This is a genomic window from Sulfitobacter sp. AS92, assembly GCF_038900015.1.
GTDB lineage: Bacteria > Pseudomonadota > Alphaproteobacteria > Rhodobacterales > Rhodobacteraceae > Sulfitobacter.
The window spans coordinates 504698-523172 of sequence record NZ_JBBMQL010000002.1; the positions used below are offsets into that span (position 1 = coordinate 504698).

Here is an 18475-nt window from a genome sequence, read left to right on the forward strand (position 1 = left end):
AAGCCTTGCCTGCTCTTGTGCCAGTGGCAAGCGGGCGGGTAACAAGGTTTATCGCCCCCAATTCAAGGCCCGCCTCCCGTGAAGATTGCCTATATTCTCAACACCTATCCGCAGCCTTCGCACTCTTTCATCCGGCGCGAAATCACGGCATTGGAGACGGCGGGTCACGAGGTTTTTCGCTTTGCCATGCGCGGGCCAGACGTTGCGCTGGTTGATGCTCAGGACAAGGCCGAAAAGGCGCGGACCCACTATGTCTTGGCCGCCGGAGGAGGTGCACTCAGCGCTGCTATCCTGCGCGTTCTGCTGCGATCGCCTATGCGTTTCGGCAAAGCGCTTGGGCACGTCTGGAACGCCGCGCGCCGGGCGGAAGCGGGCCTTTTCCGGCATCTGATTTATCTGGCCGAGGCTTGTTACCTGCGCACGCAGCTAGATAACAGCGACGTCCAACACCTGCATGCACATTTTGGGACAAATGCCACCATGGTCGCCATGCTCTGCCATATTCTGGGCGGCCCGCGGTATAGCTTCACCACCCACGGGCCTGAGGAATTCGACAGTCCCCGTGCGCTCTCTCTCGGTGCAAAAATCCATTATTCCGGTTTTGCCGTGGCAATCAGTCAATTCGGGCGCAGCCAGCTTTGCCGATGGGCCGATCCTGCGGATTGGAAGCGCATCAAGGTCGTCCATTGTGGTATCGAGCCTGCTAAATTCCCCGCCCCTGCGCTCCTGCCTAATGGCCCACGGCGCTTGGTCTCTATCGGTCGTTTCGTGGAGCAGAAGGGTCAGCTCGCGCTGATTAACGCCATGGCGCTGTTGCGTGACAGCCACCCTGATCTACGACTTACGCTCATCGGTGACGGTGAATTGCGCGGCGTGATAGAGGCTGAGATTGCCCGGCACGGCCTTCAAGACCGTATCACCCTGACCGGTTGGCTTGACGAGGGCCAAGTCACCTCCGAACTCGCCGCCGCCCATGGGCTGGTGATGCCCAGTTTTGCCGAAGGCTTGCCCATGGTGGTGATGGAGGCCATGGCCGCCGCCCGCCCGGTAATCGCCACCTATATCGCTGGCACACCAGAGTTGGTGCAGCCCGGCCAAACCGGATGGCTGGTGCCGGCAGGCGATGTGTCAGCCTTGGCCGAAGCGATGGCCGCGCTGCATGACGCCCCCTTAGCAGCACTAGAAGAGATGGGGACGATAGCCCGGACACGGGTGTTCGCGCGCCATGATGTCAACCTTGAGGCTGCAAAATTGGCTGAATTGATGACAAACGCCGCCCGCTAACGCCCCCGCACCCAGCGGTTTGAACTGCGAAAGATCGGTGCGTGGATCGCCAGACGCACAGTTAGAAAGACCAGCGCGCCCAGGGGATCCGCCACTGCCCGCCGCCAGAAGGGGCGCATTTGATCGTGGCTATCGTCGTTTCGCATCAGATCGGGGAAAAGTTGCGTAACCTCGGCCACTCCAACGTCCTGCCGCCGCCGGACCCGCACCAGCGGGACATATCCCTCGATCATCGGCCAGTCGTATGTGGCTGGCACGGCCATACGCTCATCCGGGGTAAAGTTTAACCGCGCGAACGTGTCGTCCGAGATGATATCCGGCCAATCGCCCCAACGTGCCCGTCCCGCACGGTTCATGGCAAAGATGCCGAACCCCGGCACACCGTGGGTCATAAAAGCCGTGGTCTGCCAAAACCGCGTGTAATGGCGCGTCACCCAATTGCCTGATGTCGTCACCTTTGGCAGCCCGCTGGCATAGCGCGGAGCGTCCTTAGTCAATGCCTCGGCCAATTGGCGCAGCAGGGACGGTGAGACCCGCACATCTGCATCGAGATAGACCAAGACTTCGCCCCCTGCCGCCCCTTCGCCCGCGTTCCACGCGCCAAGCTTGCTGCCTTCGGTCAATTCAATCACGTTCAAAACCCAGCCCCGCGCTTCGAAATCGAGCGTCGATTTGGCTGCGATCTCTGCGGTATTGTCCGAACACCCATTGGCTATGACGATCACTTCAACCGGCCCCGCGACCGGCTCAGACGCGCAAAGTGCGTCGAGGCAAGCGGGCAGCCAATCGGCCTCGTTATGGGCAGGGATCAAGACGCTAACCCCTGTGATGGCGCCCGAAGTTACTGCCATGCGGTCAAAGCTTCCCATCGCGGATTGTCGTCCGCCAAATAGCGCAGGGCGCCCCACGAGCCCCACTTTGTCGGCGCATAGACATCCGAGTAATGTGTGAACAGTTGACCGCCCACAGCCTCCCAGCCCGCCAACAGGTCATCGTAAAGCGCGCCCATTTCGGATGAGTAATTGAAATGGTGAAAGAAGTCGGTGAGCGCCTCATCATTCACCTGCGACCCAAGGCCGACCACATGGCTGCCCCCCTCATACATCACCAAATCAAGATCATGCGCACGCGCCACGGCTGCGTGATAGGGCCAGGCGCGCCCTATAAGATCGGCCAACGTGTCATTTTCAAGCCCACTGGCACCGCCGTTGCGCAAGTCTTGCTCCGCGAGGGCCGAGGCCGCGTCGTAGCGGTGCGTCTGAATGTAGTCCTGCAGATCAGCGCCGGTTAAACCCTGCGCCTCTCCCTCCGCGCGGGCAGTGGCGAGACTGTCGGAAAGCCAGCCACTCACCAGATCGGCATTGTCTTCCAACCCAAGCACTCCTCCGAAATACCCGGTGATTGCATAGGCATCAAAAGCGGTGGCGGGCGCGCTGTTGCCGCCCTGTTCGGCGACATAAAGCGGCGCTTCCAAGGCTTCCCGCTCTAACCCCAGCCACCCGGTTTGGCTGGCGATCACGTTGCGCAACCGCGCCTCTGCGTCACCACCAAATACATCGGTCCAGACGCGGGCGACCTCGGCCGCGCGCAGGCCGTAGAACTGCATGCCTTTTTCAGCCTCGCCCCAGCGGGCCTGCGCCATCTCATCAGCCCAGCGGGTCTGCGCGAACTGCCAGTTCCAGACTTCATTGGAGAATTCCACATAAGCCTTACGCTCGGCATCAAGCGCCTCTTCAACATAGGTGGCAAAGCTGGTGACATAGGCATCTTCCGCCAGATGCGGCATGTTAAACCACGGGTCGGTCCCTAGCTCATTGGCCAGCGCCACCATGACCTCTACCGGGACGCCGCGCAGGGCATAGGTCACATCTTCGACGCGCGGGCGGTCCTGCCATCTGGCAATAGGGCTGTCATTGGTGCCCATCCAATCCATGAAGCGCAGCACCGTCATTCCCGCCAAATGTTGCGTCCAATCTGGGTTGAACCGCGCGCCCGCGTCAAAATCGGCGGCCCGATCTTCACGTACAACGGTGATAGCGTGGGGCGGGTCGCTGCGGTGCATCCGTTGGATGCGAATGTCGACACTGCCCGGTCCCGGTGCGTAATCAAACCGCACCTCATTCGAACCATAGCGCACATTGGTGGCCCGGCCTGTAACCTCGATCACGCCCTGCCCTTGATAGCGCAGCAGATAGCGCCCTTTTAGCGAGGTGGCCTGTTGCGGCATGTCGGTCAGGATCAGGGTGCCGATGCTGCCCAAAGCGCGCGGCATTTTAACGGGCCAGCCTTCGGCATCAAGATAGCCGCCCTCGACCAGTTGCGCGTATTCCATACCGCCGAACCGTCCGGCGACATGGCCGAGCCAAGGGCGCGACGTTTTCATCAGATCAAGGAATGGCGCCTGCGTGCTCCAGTCGGCAATGGCGGTAAGGCCGATGCCCATATCGCGCGTGCCTTCGACCGCGGCATCGGGCGCTACGATCTCAAAGGGGGCATTCGAAACGGGTGTAATTGCCACCTGCGGCTCATTGCTCACCGCCGCGCGCTTAGCCGTGGCAGGCGGGCCAGTGGAGGAGATCGGCGCGGTTTGGGCGTTATCGGCAGCAGCAGGGCGCGTCGCGGGAGGGACCGGCACCACCGCGCGACCCTGATAGGCGCGCACCGCATCCCAAGCCACGCGCTGAAGCTCGCGTGCCAGATCAGGGGACGGCGTGTCAAAGGCGTTGCCCCAACGATCATTGAAATCGGTCGGCATCCCAAGTGGATCTTTGCCCGTCAGTGTGGCGTATTGCACCATGGCCACAAAGTAGTGGCCCAGATCATTCAGATGAATATCGTCAGCAAAAAGCGCGTTTATCTCTTTGAGTTCGGACACACGCTCAGCGGCGATCTCATCATAAAGCCGCCCCATCGCTTGCCCCGCGGGTATCACCTCAATCGTGGCACTGTCCGCGCTGCGCCCGTCGCTGACCGCCGCAGCGATCCCTTCCCATGCGGGCAGGTCGCTGTCCAACCGTTCACGCCAAGGGATATGGGCATTGTCATCATACTCTACCGCCGCGCCGCTGCCGCTTTTCAGCGAATGCCACGTCTCTTGCAAATAGACCTTCACCGTCGGATTGGCGGCGGCGGCGAGGCCAAAGAACGCCTGCGCATAGACTTCGGTATCTGACCATCGGGTGTGGTTGGCCAGCGGTATCGCCTCGGTCAGGATTAGATGGGTCGTCTTACCCTCGGGCAACACGTCGCGAGCATCGACGCCCTCCGCACTGTCAGATTCCTGCCAATTGTAGCGCAGCGGTGCCCCATTAATGATCTGCGCGCGCACCTCCCCTTGCCCCAGCCCGGCGCGCAACACCTCTTGCAACATGTCCGGCCCATCTGCGGCAAAAAGACTGTGGCCCACCATCAGAACCGAGAACAGCCCGCCCAAACCGCTCACGCTGCGACCCCGCTGTCGGGATGGGCGCGGACCACGTCCCAGACCACGCGCTGCATCAGTCTGGCAGCCTCGGCGCTTGGGGTCTCAGCCGGAGTGCCGTCGGCGCGGTTCAGTTGATGTGGCAGGCCCGCAGGATCGCGGTGATAAAGCGTCGCATAATGGGTCAGCGCCACGAGATAGGCCCCCTGATCGTTGAAATGGATCGTATCGGGACGGCCAGTGTCATCGCGGGTGAACAGATCATGCAGACTGATGATGCCGCCCACTCCTCCAACCTCTTCGACTGCGCGGACAAAGGCCGCCATGGCCTGGCCTGCGGGGATCAGATGTATCGGCGCCTCAGACTGCTGCAAAGCGGGGTAAAGCACCTGCCGCCGCCAGTATTTATCGATATCCCGGTCGATGCGGTTCAGCCAACCGTTGCCATCATCCGTGTGGTGCCATGTTTCATAGAGGTAGACGCGGGTGTCAGCCCGTGTCTCTCGCGCCAGAGTGGCCCAGCGGGCAAGGTAGTCGGGGCTGTTGTGGTATCGAATGGCATCGGCAATCTCCACCATCTCGGTCAGCACCACGGCGTCATACGCGTCTGAGCCGATGGCCTGACGTGCCGGACGGTGCTGTGCGTGATCGTTGGAGCGTTCAAACCCATTCACCGGCACCCCCGGCTCCCAATGCTCACGCAACGAAGTGCCCCAGCCCGTCTGGCTGTGGTAAACGTGACCCGTCCCGACCATCTGCGCCAGCATTGCGGGCATATCATGCCCCACCAGCGAGTGACCCAAATGGTAGACCTGCATGGGCCCCGGCGGCGGGGTCAGCGGCGTGGCATAAAGTTCCTCCGCGCGGTCCTGCACCTGCGCCCGGCGAAAGACCCAAGTCCCACCACCGAGGCTGGCAAGGGCGGCTCCGCCTAGAAGGAGGCGGCGTGAGAGTGCGACCATGGGATCAAGCTCCTTTGCGATTAATCTGCCCAATCGCCACCGCGCTGACAAGGTGGCCCGCCACGGAAACGATCCGCCCCGGCAGCTTATCGCCGCGCCTAAAGCATTCAGTGTCTTGGGTAAATTGCGCATCGAAGGCAGAGTTATCTGCGGGGAGCGTGACATCAAGCCGATCAAAACCGAACAGCGTTCGTGTGAGCGGGTATTGCGCCTTATAGGCGGCTTCCTTGGCACAAAAGATGCGCATGGCGGCGGCGAGGTGACCCGCTTCTTGCAGCTGGGCAATCTCGCTCTGGCTACAGATTTCGTCCAATAAATCGCCGGGCAGCGGCCTGTCTTCTTCTATATCAATCCCAAGGGAGCGCGCGTGGCTGTCCCGCACCAGCACGGCAATACACCAGTCAGCGCAATGGCTGATAGAGCCGGTCAGACCCTGCGGCCAGATCGGCGCGCGGTCGGACGTGGCGAGCACCGGTTTGGGCGCATAACCGAGGTGGCGCATCGCCTCGCGCGCCGCGCTGCGCCCCGCGGTGAACTCAGCGATCCGTTCGGGCCGCGCGCGGGCGATCAGGGCGGCTTCGTCATCAAACAAAGGGGGATGGACCGCGTCAGGCCGGGTCACTGCGACAGCGACAGGCAGGTCGAACAGCCCCCGTACCGCCGCCGCAATCTCGGCCCCTTGCGTCATTCTAGCTTTGCCCGCGTCCACGGCCTGCGCGCATCATCCGCCGTTTCGACATGGTTTCAGACCGTGCAGGTGTATCGGCGATCGGGGGGGCTACGACTGGCGCCGAAGTCTTGCCACCTTCCCCGTCGATATGCGCTGCCAAGCCCGCAAGGGTCGGGAAACGGAAGATATCGGTGATCGCCAAAGTATTGAGGTTCAGCGCCTCTTTAATGTCGCGATGCGCCTGCACCGCCAGCAGCGAATGACCGCCCAGCGCAAAGAAGTTATCCGTCCCGCGAATGTCCCCGATGCCTAAAAGCGCGCCCCAAACCTGTGCAATCGCGGCTTGGCTGCCATCAGAAGGGGGAGCCTCCCGAGCATTGGCTGCACGTTCCGCGCGACGATTGGTGGGCGCAGGCAAGGCTTTTCGATCTATTTTCTTATTGGGTGTCAGCGGCATGGCGGGCAATGACACGATCACATGCGGCACCATGATATCGGGCAGATGTGCAGCCAGGTGCCGTCTTGCGCCGTCACTATCGACAGGGGTGTCTGCCACGACATAGCCAACCAAACGAGCCCCGCTGTGTCCAGCATCGTCGCGCAACATGGCTACGGCCTGTCGAACACCCGGCAGGTCGCCCAACCGCGCCTCAACCTCACCCAGCTCAATTCGGTGGCCCCTAATTTTAACCTGCGCATCGGCGCGGCCCTCAAAATGCAGCAGCCCGTCCGCGTCCATCCGCACCAGATCACCTGTGCCATAAAGGCGGCCCGTACCGATGAAAGGATCATCGATGAACCGCTCCGCCGTCAACTCCGCGCGCTTCCAATAGCCTTGAGTCACACCGTCTCCGCCGATCCAAAGCTCTCCCGCTGCGCCGACTGGCAACGGCTGGTGGGCAGCATCAAGGACATGGACCTGCGTATTGGCAATCGGCGTGCCAATGGGGGCGGTGGTGGCCTCCTCGTTTTGCAGTACATGGGTCGTCGACCAGATCGTTGTCTCGGTCGGACCGTACATGTTTTGGATTTGCGCCTGCGTCGCCTCGCGCAGTTCGCGTGACAGGCGAACGGGAAGAGCTTCGCCCCCGATCATCAGTGATTTAACCCGCGCCAGCGCACCTCGGGCTTCGTCATTCGTCACCATCATCTGCGCCATCGATGGCGTGCATTGCAGATGGGTTACGCCATGACGGATAATCTGCGCGGCGATGGAATGATCGTCCGGCGCAGGTGCCCCGCCCGCATTGGCGCGGCGCAGCGCCTCGGCCAAAGGCTCCAGCCCCGCCATCACCTTATCGGTGGCGATGCCGTAGTCGATCAGGCAAGCGATCTCATCCACGCCAATGCGTTTGAGCTGCTCGGCCCGAGCAAGGCCATCGTCCACGGTTCCAAACATGCCGCTGTCGTTAAAATACCGCTGGAAGGCGAACTCTAGGATCGCGTCCATTTCCTCAGCCGAGAGCCCGTCAAGGTCAATTTCAAACGGGTTCGTCGTGCCTGCAGGTTTCTTGAAGGCTGGAAAGGCCCAAGCATATTGTTTGATCAGCCCCGCTGCCGAACGCAGGTAGTCTTTCATAGGTTCGCGGGCGACCTCTTCGGCCTCGGCGCGGGTTGCGGCCAGATAGCTGTGCAGCATCACCGTGACCTTGTGATCCGCCGGATCATGGCCCGCACCCTGCAAGGCGTCGTGGTAGATTTTGATCTTGTCCGCGACCTCTTCAACCGATTGGCCCAGCAAGTGCGTCAGTACATTAGCCCCAATCTCCCCCGCTTCTTTCCAGGTCTGCGGATTGCCGGCTGTGGTGACCCAAATGGGCAGGACTTTGGACACGGGGCGCGGCTGGGTGACCACCGCATGGGGCGTGCCATCGGCACGAGGGAATTCTACTGCGTCCCCGGCCCAGAGCTTGCGCAGCTGGTCAATGGCGTCATACATCGCGGGCTTGTTCTGCGGCGGCGTATTTTCGGGGCGCAGGACGAAATCATCGGGGTGCCAGCCGCTGGCGATGGCCAAGCCAACCCGCCCATTGGTCAGGTTATCGATCACCGCCCATTCTTCCGCGATCCGGGCGGGATGGTGCAGCGGGGCCACACAAGACCCTGCCCGCACATCAAGGTTATGCGTTACCGCCGCGACGGCCGCGCCGGTGACGGATGGGTTGGGATAGGGGCCGCCAAAGGCATGAAAGTGCCGCTCCGGCGTCCAGACGGCGTTGAATCCATTGGCATCGGCGAATTTCGCCCCTTCAAGCAGCAGTTCGTATTTCTTGGGGCCGACGCCATCGTCGTTACCCCAATAGAACAGGTTAAAATCAATTTTGCGGTCGCTCGTCGCAATCGGCCCATTCGACATCAGCGCCCGGCTGTCATCGCCCGCGAGCACCAGTTTGAAACCACGCGAAAGGGTCCAAAAAAGCTCTAAGACCGAAATGTCAAAGCTCAGGCTCGTCACGGCCAGCCAGACTGCACCGGCTTCATGGTCAATCCGGTCGTCCATTCCGGCAAAGAAGTTCGCCACATTGCCGTGGCTCACCATCACACCTTTGGGCGTCCCGGTAGAGCCGGAGGTGTAGATCAAATAAGCAAGGTCATCCGGCCCTGCCACAGCGGTAGGGTTTGTGTCGGATGCACTGGCAAGGCGCGGGTCGCGGTCAATCTCAATCACCTGCGCGCTGTGGTGCGGAAGACCGGCAGTAAGGTCCGATTGCGTCACCACGACCGACGCGCCACTGTCCGAAAGATAATGTGCCAAACGATCCGCCGGATAGGCCGGGTCAAGCGGAACATAACCCGCACCTGCCTTCAAAATACCAAGCGCGCCGACCAAAAGCTCCACTCCGCGCGCGGTGCAAAGCGCCACGGGCGTCCCCGGTCCGGCACCCATCTCACGCAGCACATGCGCCAATTGGTTCGCGCGTGCATTGAGTGTGGCATAGCTCAGCGTTTCACCTTCAAACACCAGCGCAGGCGCCTCTGGGGTCCGGCTTGCCTGAGCCTCGAAAGCGACGGGGATCGTGATGGGATCATAGTTGCGCGCGGTCGCGTTCACGCAGTCCAGCAGGTCTGCTTCAACCTTTGGCAGCGCCCAAACGGTGGCACAATCAGAGGCATCCGCGACCTTGGCAAAGGCAGCTTCCAAACGCGCCGCAAGCAGATTGATCGCGTCATCGGTAAGCCGTGTCCTGTCAGCATGCAGCGTGGCGCCCTCAGGGCTGAGGCACAGTGTAAGCGCTGCACCGGAAAGGGGCTCACCGTCAAAGGACAGGGCGAAATCAGGGGTGTTCAAGACGCCGATGGCCGGATCGCGCAGCGGCAAGTCTACGGCGAATCCTGTGGCATCCCGCGCGCGGGCAAACTGCGGCTCCAACTGCGCGCATAGCTCGGCAATCGAAGTGCCTGCCTCTGCCACAATGGTCATGGGCAGCCAATCGGCCAGCAGTGCTGCGGTTTTTGTACCGTGACGCAGCGCAATGCCGCCTTCGTTCAGTCCAGCACTGCGGAGAGCCACCAATGCCGCTGCGGCGGTTTGCAGTGGTAGACCGAGGCATTGTGACAGGGCGATCTCACGTCGGGCTAATGTGGGGGCCAATGTGGGGGCCAGTGTGGAGGCCAATGTGGAGGTCAATGTGGAGGTCAATGTGGCGACTGATTCCGGTGCGGTGGCCAGAGGGACCGGCAGCGCTTGAAACCCCGTCAGCGCGCGTCGCCACTGCGGCTCTTCGCTCGGCGCGGGGGGCGTGTTTGCCGCATGGGCCAAGCGATCACCGGGGGTAAAAATGTCGGACAGATCAACATTTTGTTCCGTAAGATTGCGCACCCCGTGGAGGGCCAGATGCATGTCCCCCGTGGCCACGACCATGCGCGCGGAGCTAACCTCTGCCACTTCGCCAGGGGTGCCGCCTGTTGTCTCCAACACCTCAGCACGGGAAACGATGAAAAGCTGCCCCGCAGCGCTGATGATCTTCGCCGTGGTCAGCGGGTTCCAATACTCCCCAAAGTCCAGCCCGCGAACCAATGCGCTAATTTCCTCGGCGCGCTTGGTAAAGTCGATGACCCCACCATTCTCAGGCCGTTTGTCCTTTGCAAAATAGCTACGCCTGCTCAGGTCTTGGATGCTGCTTTTCAGAGTGCCGCTTTCCAACTGGGCAAGCACCTCGCCAAAACTTTCCATCCCGGCGGCGTAGCATTTGGAGTTGAGACTAAAGGCCGTCTCGTCCTTTGCGATATCAACCATGCGCTGCACCAGCAGGTTGCCTGTATCAACGCCCGTCTCGATCAGGTGCCAACTCACCCCGTGGCGCACTTCCCCATTGATAATCGCCCATGCAGGGGTATTCAGCCCCGCATAGCGCGGCAGCGGCCCGTCGTGAAAGTTGATCGCGCCCTGTGATGGCAGCGCCAGAACCGCCTCGGGGATCACCCGAAGGTTGGCGATGCTCAAAAACCAATCAGCAGCCACGCGCGTCTGCAATAAGTCTTCTGCATCGCGAAAAAGCACCAGCCCCTGCCCTTGGGCCCAGTCGCGCACCGTGTCGTCCCGGCTGATGACGGCGGCAATCTGATGCCCGCCCGCCAGCAGCATGTCACCGCAGGCGATGGTTAGGGATTCGTCGCCCATCAGCAGGGCTGAAAACGGATTGGCATTGAAGCTGGCGGTCATGATCGGTCCTCCGCAACGGGGCGACGGTTGAGGTCTTTGGATGTGAGAGCCGAGCGTCTGGCTGTGAGCGCGTGCGCAGCAAGGTCACGGTAAAAGCCCCCCTCATCTTCGGGGCTGCGCCCTGTCACCAGACACCGCAGATGGTGCAGCCCGCCCCCAGCGAGCCGTGCCAACAGGGCAAGCGTTGCATAAGTTCTGCCGTGGTTCTTGGTAAAATAGCGACGCCGGCTATCAAACCAATAGCGCGGTGTGCGCTGTGCTTCTTTCAGACCCGTCGAGGCCGAGCCGATGTGAATGCAGCGCGCTTGGGGCACAAACCAACACTCCCACCCTGCCCGCGCGGCGCGCAGGCAAAGGTCGGTTTCCTCATAGTATAGGAAATACTCTTCATCAAAGAGACCGATCTCTGCCAACATCTCCCAACGCATCATGACGCTGGCCCCAGCAACCCAGTCGACAGGCGCCGCCACACTCGGCAACGGGGGGGCCACCACGGAGGATGACAGCAACCGCGTTATTGGGCCAAACCGAACGGCCCCCTCGAATTCTCCAGCGACAGAAGGAAAACGGAAAGCGGTGGAATGAGGCAGATCATCCTCACCGCGCACATGGCTTCCGGCCAATCCTGCGCGAGGATGTTTTTGCAGGTGATCCATCAAACCCGCGATACAGCCCGGATCAAGGAATGCGTCAGAGTTCACAACGTGCACGAAATCAGGCGCTGACCCATCAGACATGCCAGCGCGCATGGCTATGTTGTTGCCCGCACCAAATCCGCCGTTACTTGGGGCCGAGATCAACCGCACCCGGTTGCCCGCATCCCATCCGTGCGCTGCAATTGCCTGCGCCAGCAGCGCATCCGAGCCGTCACCGCTGTCATTGTCGACGATCACCAATTCGGCGTTCTCTTTCGGCATATCCGCCAAAGCAGTCTCGGCCGCGCGCAGGGTCATATCTGCGGTCCGGTAGTTGAGGATGACAACCAACAGTCGGGAAGGCTGCTGCATCATTCTGCCGCCGTTGCTTGGCGATGATTGCCGTCGGCTTCAGCGGGCAAGGCTGCCGCGATCACTTCGGACAGCTCCTGCGCTAATACCGTTACATTGGGGGTCAACACCATGCTGACATGGTCACCTGGCACTTCGATCACTTGCAGACGGGGGGCGTATTGACGCCATTGATTGTCCTCAAAAACATATTCCTTTTCGGCGCTTACGTGATTGCCGTCTGACACCGCCCAATGGTGGTCCAGCGGTGGGCGGAACAGCGTCAGCGGACCATCCCAACTTGGCGTTTGATAGTGCCCTACGGCGCGCAGGAACGCCGCCTGAATACGCAGGCTATTGAAGGAAATACCCCCATCCCCATCGGCACCCGCATCCAAGACCGGGCGGCGGCGCTCGCGTTCCCACGCCCAGCGGTTGCGCGCCCACTCCAGCAGATATGCAGGCCCATTATCGCGAAGCTCTGCCAATTTGATATGCGCTTTGTCGATTTTCGTCAGCGCCGGGCGCACCGGCAACGGCGTGTCGATCAGTGCCAAAACGGCCACCTCCTGCCCTGCGGATTTCAACTGTTGGGCCATTTCATAGGCCGTGATGCCGCCCCCGGAATAGCCCGCTAACAGGTAGGGCCCTTCGGGCTGACGAACACGAATTTCAGCGATGTAGTCCGCAGCAGCGGTTTGCACGTCCTCATGCGGAGGGTCCTCGCCGATCAACCCGCGGGCTTGCACTCCAAAGACCGGGCGTTCATTGCTGAAGGGTAAGGCAAGATGGCGCAGGTTCAACACGTTGCCGAACATGCCTGCAATGATAAACAGCGGTGTCGTCTCGGCACGTGATTGGTTCAGCGGCACAAGGTAGTTAAAGCGCGGCTGGGGGGTGGACGGTGCCACGTCTTTAGCGTCGGTCTGTATGAGATCGCCACGCTCTGCTGCGATGAGTGCTGCGCATTTGGCAATCGTGGGCGCCTCAAACAAAACAGAGATCGGGAACTCGACCTTGAACGCGCGTTTCACGGCGGCAAAGAGCCGCACAGCGATCAGCGAATGCCCCCCAAGGTCAAAGAAACTATCTTCCATCCCGACCGGGCTGATACCCAAAAGGTTGGACCAGATGTCAGCCAACTTTTCTTCGATCATGTTTCGTGGTGCCACGAATGTGCCATCAAGATCGGGCCGCTCAAAGCTCTGCCCCTGCGGGGCGGCTTCGGTCACCGGAGCGTCAGATTGGGCGATTAATGTCTGCAACGGGAGCGAGGAAATCATCACCTGCGGCACGTCCAGCGCCAGCGCGCGGCGCAGGGCCTCTGGCCCTTCTTGTGCGCGGATACCTTGGCGTACCATACGGGCCAACCGTTCTTCAGCCGGGCTGAGCGACGGTGCGCTATCGACCCCTTCAAAGATCACCTCACGCGCGTCTGGTGGTGGGACTTCGGCAAGGGCACCTTCGAGCCGTTTCATAGCGAAATCGCGCACGTCCACGAGGGTCGCCCCCTGAGCGTCAGTGATCGTCACATGGAACCGGGCAAAGCCTTCTGCCGCGGCCCCTTCGGCCAGCCGCACATGAGAGCGGATGTCGGCGGGCAGCGGTGCGTGGAGTGTGATGTCGCCGTAGGACAGGGGCACCCAAAGGTGGCGCGCGGTATAGCCGGGGATCAGCGCCATGGCCCAGCCAGTGGCAATATCCATCAGATTGGGATGCATCAAATACCCCTCGGCCAGATCACTTAGCGCCGCATCGGGCAAATGCAGTTCGGCCAGCCCTTCGCCCTGCCCCAATGCGGTACGTTGCAACACATGCCAACGCGGTCCGAAGTTCAAATGCGGCTCTTGAATAGCAGTCAGACGGTCGCCGGGTTCCGCCTGTGCGACGGTGGGACAGCGGGCCGCGATGGCGTCCAAGTCAAGGGTTTCGGCCTCACGCTCAGTCGGGATTAAACGCACTTGGGCGTGCAGTTGCCACGCGGGCTTTCCGTTCACCACACAGGCGCTGCGCAACTCGGCGGCAAAGCCTGCGCCCTCGGGGTTTAGGGTAATCTTGATCTTGCGCGTCGCATCGTCTGCCAGTGGCATCGGGCGCAGGAAATACAGGTCCTGCAGCGAAAATCCCTGCAACCCCTGTGCCTGTGCCGCTTCGGCGAAAAGTTCGATATAGCCTGTCCCCGGCATAACTGCGCGCCCATCATGGGTGCGGTGCTGGTCAAGCAGCCAATGTGATGCCGCGATTTCGGTTGTGAACTCTGGCACGCCGCTGTCGCCTGACCCGGCGGTGTCCAGCAACGCGGAGTTGATCCGGCGCGCAGGCAGCGCGACAGCCGCTCCGCCGCCCACCGTTACAGCGGCCATGCCAACATCAGCCCAAACGCCCCAGTTGACCGCAACCACGCGGGTCTTCGCCCCCCGTCGGGATTGGGCAAAGGCATTCAACCACCCGTTCGCCGCCACATAATCCAATTGCCCTGCCGCGCGGGTGGCTGTGGAGGTGGAAGAGAACAGCACCATCAGCTCGACCGCGCCGTCAGGCAGCAGCTGATCCAGAACGCGCAGCCCCTGCACCTTGGGCGCCAGCACCGCCTCGATTCCAGCATCGGATTTTGCCAGCAGCGGCGCGTCATCGAGCACCCCTGCGGCATGGATCACGCCTGTCACACCGCCGTGCCGGGTGGTTAGGTCATCAATCACCCGGCGCATCTGTGCAAGGTTTGCGACATCTGCACGAGCAACCTCAACCGCGCCGCCTGACTGCGCGGCTTGCGCCTCAAGACGCATGACCGCACGCAGACGCCGGGCCGTGGCATCGGCAGGGCCATGGCTGGCCAGATAGTCGTCCCATTCATGGCGCAGCGGCAGGGTGCTTCGGCTGAGCAGGAAGACACGGGTGCCCTTGGTTTGTAAAATATCCGCCGCGAGGGTCAAACCAATGCCGCCGAAACCGCCTGTGATGAGGTAGCTCCCCTGGGGCTTCCAGCCCGGCAAATCCCGCGCTGGCAAAGCGGCGGCGCGATAGCCCAGCTCATACCGGCGGCCGGTACGGTGGGCGACTTGAAGATTGGCCGGACTCGCCAAAAGCTCTTCCAGCAGGTCATCGGACTCCATCACCGGCGTAGGAGCCATAGATTTTGTGAACCAGCCAGACGAGGGCGGAGCCGCTGCAACAGCGAGATCGATCTGCGTTGCCGTCAGCCCCGGCAATTCCCGCGCCATGACGCCAACGGGGCCTGAGGTCAGTGCCTTTTCGGGGTAAACCAGCGCCTCCTCCGCGACCTGCATAGCGCCGGTGGTAAAGACATTCAGGTGCAACGGCGCGTCGCGCTCAACTTCGGCCAAGGACTGTGCAAGCCAGGTGAGGCTCCAAAACCCTTGTTCGATATTACGGTCAAACCTGCTGGATCCGGGGCGCGGCTGAGCAGTATCATCAGTGAGCCAGAAATGTGCGATCCTGTCGGGCATCTGTCCGTCCGCTTGCAGGGCCGCAATCAGTTGGTCATAGCCCGGGCGTCCCTGCTCTGCAGCCAGCGTGAAATGATCGGCATCGATCCGTGTAAAGGCATCCCCTGCGGCGACGAGTACAACACGGTGCCCTTCTGCTCGAAGCTGCGCGACAGCCTCTGCCCCCAACCCTGCCGTATCCGCGAAGACAAGCCAGTTCAGCGGGCCGAAAAGGTCCATATCACGCTCAGCATAGCGCGGCTGCCAATGCGGTACTGCACCCCATTTAGCGATGTCGTCCTCGCGCTGGATATGGGGCTCGGGGGTCGTTTTGGCGGCTGCTCCCGGCTCTACAAAGTAACGCGCACGTTGGAATTGATAGGTCGGCAGAACCACCCGGTTGCGCCGCGCCTCTCCCCAAATCTGCGCCCAATCTGCCTCGACCCCGCAGGCCCAAAGCCGTCCCACCACACTCAAGAAATAGGCATCATCCGCGATGTCTTGATCAGTGTGGCGCAGCGAGGACATCACCTGCCCCGGTCCCACGTTTGAATTCATCTGCGCCAAAGCCGACAGAGCCTTGCCCGGCCCGACCTCAAGGAAAACTTTCGGCGCAGCAGCTGCCAGATGGGTAATACAGTCCGCAAAATTAACCGTGTTGCGAAGCTGCTGGACCCAATAGTCTGGATCGGTCGCCATCTCAGCGGTGATCAACTCTCCCGTACGGTTCGACAGAAAAGGCATTTGGGGCGCACGCAGGTCGAGTTTGGCAAGGAAGGCGCGGTAGCGATCAAGGATCGGATCCAGCATCCGCGAGTGGGCGGCGATGTCGATGGCGATGCGCTGGTATTCAACGCCCGCAGTGTCAAGACGGGTTTGCAAAGCGGCAAGCGCGTCATCCGGGCCGGAAACCGCAATCAGTTTTGGGCCGTTGACGCTGGCAATATCGAGCGCATCGCCCAAAAGCGGCTCGATCTGCTTAAGCGATGCCGAGATGCTGATCATCCCGCCTGCTGGCACCTCATCAAACAACCGCCCGCGCAGCAGCACAAGGTCGATACAATCCTCGAAGCGCATCACCCCGGCCAAAGTGGCGGCGCCGTTTTCGCCCATGGAGTGGCCTACCAGCGCAGCAGGTTTCACGCCCCATGACAGCCAAAGCTGCGCCAGCGCGTATTCGACAATCATGATAAGCGGCAATTGGACCGACGGCTTTTTCAGCGTGATCTCCGCTTGGGCACGGTCATCGGGGTCCGGAAGCCAAATTGCGCGGATATCATAGTCAAGTTGGGGCTCTAAGTGCTTAAGGCCACGGTCCATCCACTCGGCGAATACCGGTTCGGTTTCATAGAGATCGCGCGCCATACTTGCGTATTGCGCCCCGCCGCCGGGGAACATGAAGACGACCTCAGGATCAGGGCCAAGGTGGTCATGGGTAAAGACGCGGCGGCTGTCGCCAGCCTCCAACAAGGCCGCAGCCTCTTCATGGCTCTCGGCCACCAACACACGGCGCTTGTCAAACGCGCGGCGGCCCTGCTTGAGGGTGAAGGCCACATCAGCCAAGGGCTGCTCGGGATGCGCGCGCAGATGTGCGGCAAGGGCGGCGCTATTGGCCTCAAGTGCGGCTTTGGAGCGGCCCGAGAGGCAGATCACATGGAAGGGAAAATCGCTTTCCTCGGATGCTGCGCGCGCGGGTGCTTCTTCAAGGATCATATGCGCGTTGGTGCCGCCGACGCCAAGTGCGTTTACCGCCGCACGGCGTGGAGTGGCGGCGGCGGGCCAGTCAAAAAGCTGGTCATTCACGCGGAAGGGCGAGCCTTCAAATGGGATCGCCGGATTAGGTGCCTCATATCCCAATGACGGCGGGATTTGGTGATGATGCAGCGACAGCGCGGCCTTGGCCAGCCCCGCCACCCCGGCAGCGGTATCAAGATGGCCGATGTTAGTCTTGACCGAGCCGATGCGGCAAAATTCCTGCGCCTGCGTCTCTGCCCGGTAAGCCTGCGTCAGTGCTGCAACTTCGATCGGGTCGCCCAAGTAGGTGCCGGTACCGTGGCATTCGACCATGCCAATGCTCTGCGCCGCCACGCCTGCGGCATCCAGCGCGCGCTTGATGGCAGCGGTCTGACCGTCAACCGAAGGGGCCAGATAGCCCGCCTTTGCCGCCCCATCGTTGTTGACCGCCGAGCCTTTGATCACCGCCCAGATGTGATCACCATCGGCGATGGCATCCTCCAACCGCCGAAGCGCCACAGCGCCCGCGCCAGAGCCAAAGACGGTGCCCTGCGCGCGGTGGTCGAAGGCGTGGCATTCGCCATCGGGCGAGAGGATTTCGTTTTCCTTGAACTCATACCCCCTGCCCTGCGGGAACTCGATCGTCACCCCGCCCGCCAGCGCCATATCAATTTCACCCGACCGCAACGCTTGCGCGGCATAATGGATCGCCACCAGCGAGGTTGAACACGCAGTTTGCAAGTTGATCGACGGCCCCTTGAGGTCAAAAACATGGCTGACGCGGGTCGATAGAAAATCTTTGTCATTGCCCGTATGCCGTAGCAAAAACATGCCCACGTCATCGACCAGTTCAGGGTTTGAGCAAATGTTGAAATAGAAGTAGCTGCCCATACCACAGCCCGCATAGACGCCGACCGGGCCAGAGAGGCTTTCAGGCATGTGCCCTGCCTGCTCCATCGCCTCCCACGCAACCTCAAGAAACTTACGGTGCTGTGGATCAAGGATCGCCGCGTCCTTGGGGGAGAAGCCGAAGAACTCCGCATCGAACATGTCATAGCCAGGCATTTCGGCGGTCACGGGCACATAGTTTGGCCGGGCCATCCGCTCAGCGCTCTCGCCGGCGGCGCGCAACTGGGCCTCGTCCAACCGCTTGAGCGCGCTCACACCGTCACGTAGGTTCGCCCAATAGGCATCAATACCTTCGGCCCCCGGCACATTCACAGACATGCCGACGATTGCGATGTCATCGCGCGAAAGAGAGTGGTCCGTGCTGTTCATTGCTACACTTGTCCCATCGCCCGCTCGGTCA

General features: G+C 61.4%; 8 protein-coding genes. 1 reads left to right on the forward strand and 7 read right to left on the reverse strand.

What is annotated here, in order from left to right; genetic code table 11:
• The first annotated feature begins 78 nt into the window (after positions 1-78).
• Positions 79-1284 carry a glycosyltransferase gene (locus tag WNY61_RS05585; protein WP_342850462.1) on the forward strand — a complete coding sequence of 402 codons (1206 nt, stop codon included), beginning with the start codon at positions 79-81 and terminating at the stop codon, positions 1282-1284.
• On the opposite strand, the gene WNY61_RS05590 is transcribed toward WNY61_RS05585, so the two are convergent.
• The 7 genes from WNY61_RS05590 to WNY61_RS05620 are packed head-to-tail and all read right to left on the reverse strand — an operon-like array spanning position 1281 to position 18444.
• A complete protein-coding gene (locus WNY61_RS05590; protein ID WP_342850463.1) occupies positions 1281-2135 on the reverse strand; it encodes a glycosyltransferase family 2 protein in 855 nt (284 codons plus the stop codon). The two genes, WNY61_RS05585 and WNY61_RS05590, sit on opposite strands and share 4 nt — an antisense overlap.
• Complete coding sequence (locus WNY61_RS05595; RefSeq protein ID WP_342850580.1) at positions 2126-4693, reverse strand: hypothetical protein; 2568 nt, start codon at positions 4691-4693, stop codon at positions 2126-2128. The genes WNY61_RS05590 and WNY61_RS05595 overlap by 10 nt, the downstream gene beginning before the upstream one ends.
• Before the next feature lie 29 nt (positions 4694-4722).
• A complete protein-coding gene (locus WNY61_RS05600; RefSeq protein WP_342850464.1) occupies positions 4723-5667 on the reverse strand; it encodes a hypothetical protein in 945 nt (314 codons plus the stop codon).
• A gap of 4 nt (positions 5668-5671) precedes the next feature.
• Positions 5672-6355, reverse strand: a complete 684-nt coding sequence (locus tag WNY61_RS05605; RefSeq protein ID WP_342850466.1) for a 4'-phosphopantetheinyl transferase superfamily protein — start codon at positions 6353-6355, stop codon at positions 5672-5674.
• A gap of 1 nt (position 6356) precedes the next feature.
• Entirely contained in the window at positions 6357-11000 is a 4644-nt protein-coding gene (locus WNY61_RS05610) for a MupA/Atu3671 family FMN-dependent luciferase-like monooxygenase (protein ID WP_342850467.1), read from the reverse strand.
• A complete protein-coding gene (locus WNY61_RS05615; RefSeq protein ID WP_342850468.1) occupies positions 10997-12010 on the reverse strand; it encodes a glycosyltransferase family 2 protein in 1014 nt (337 codons plus the stop codon). Before WNY61_RS05615 ends, WNY61_RS05610 begins: the two co-directional genes overlap by 4 nt.
• Positions 12007-18444, reverse strand: a complete 6438-nt coding sequence (locus tag WNY61_RS05620; RefSeq protein ID WP_342850470.1) for a beta-ketoacyl synthase N-terminal-like domain-containing protein — start codon at positions 18442-18444, stop codon at positions 12007-12009. Before WNY61_RS05620 ends, WNY61_RS05615 begins: the two co-directional genes overlap by 4 nt.
• Between the last annotated feature and the right edge of the window lie 31 nt (positions 18445-18475).

Bases quoted from the DNA above. Each gene is read 5' to 3' on its own strand.
- WNY61_RS05590 (WP_342850463.1), bottom strand. From the start codon at position 2,135: ATGGCAGTAACTTCGGGCGCCATCACAGGGGTTAGCGTCTTGATCCCT.
- WNY61_RS05595 (WP_342850580.1), bottom strand. From the start codon at position 4,693: ATGGTGGGCCACAGTCTTTTTGCCGCAGATGGGCCGGACATGTTGCAA.
- WNY61_RS05600 (WP_342850464.1), bottom strand. From the start codon at position 5,667: ATGGTCGCACTCTCACGCCGCCTCCTTCTAGGCGGAGCCGCCCTTGCC.
- WNY61_RS05605 (WP_342850466.1), bottom strand. From the start codon at position 6,355: ATGACGCAAGGGGCCGAGATTGCGGCGGCGGTACGGGGGCTGTTCGAC.
- WNY61_RS05610 (WP_342850467.1), bottom strand. From the start codon at position 11,000: ATGACCGCCAGCTTCAATGCCAATCCGTTTTCAGCCCTGCTGATGGGC.
- WNY61_RS05615 (WP_342850468.1), bottom strand. From the start codon at position 12,010: ATGATGCAGCAGCCTTCCCGACTGTTGGTTGTCATCCTCAACTACCGG.
- WNY61_RS05620 (WP_342850470.1), bottom strand. From the start codon at position 18,444: ATGAACAGCACGGACCACTCTCTTTCGCGCGATGACATCGCAATCGTC.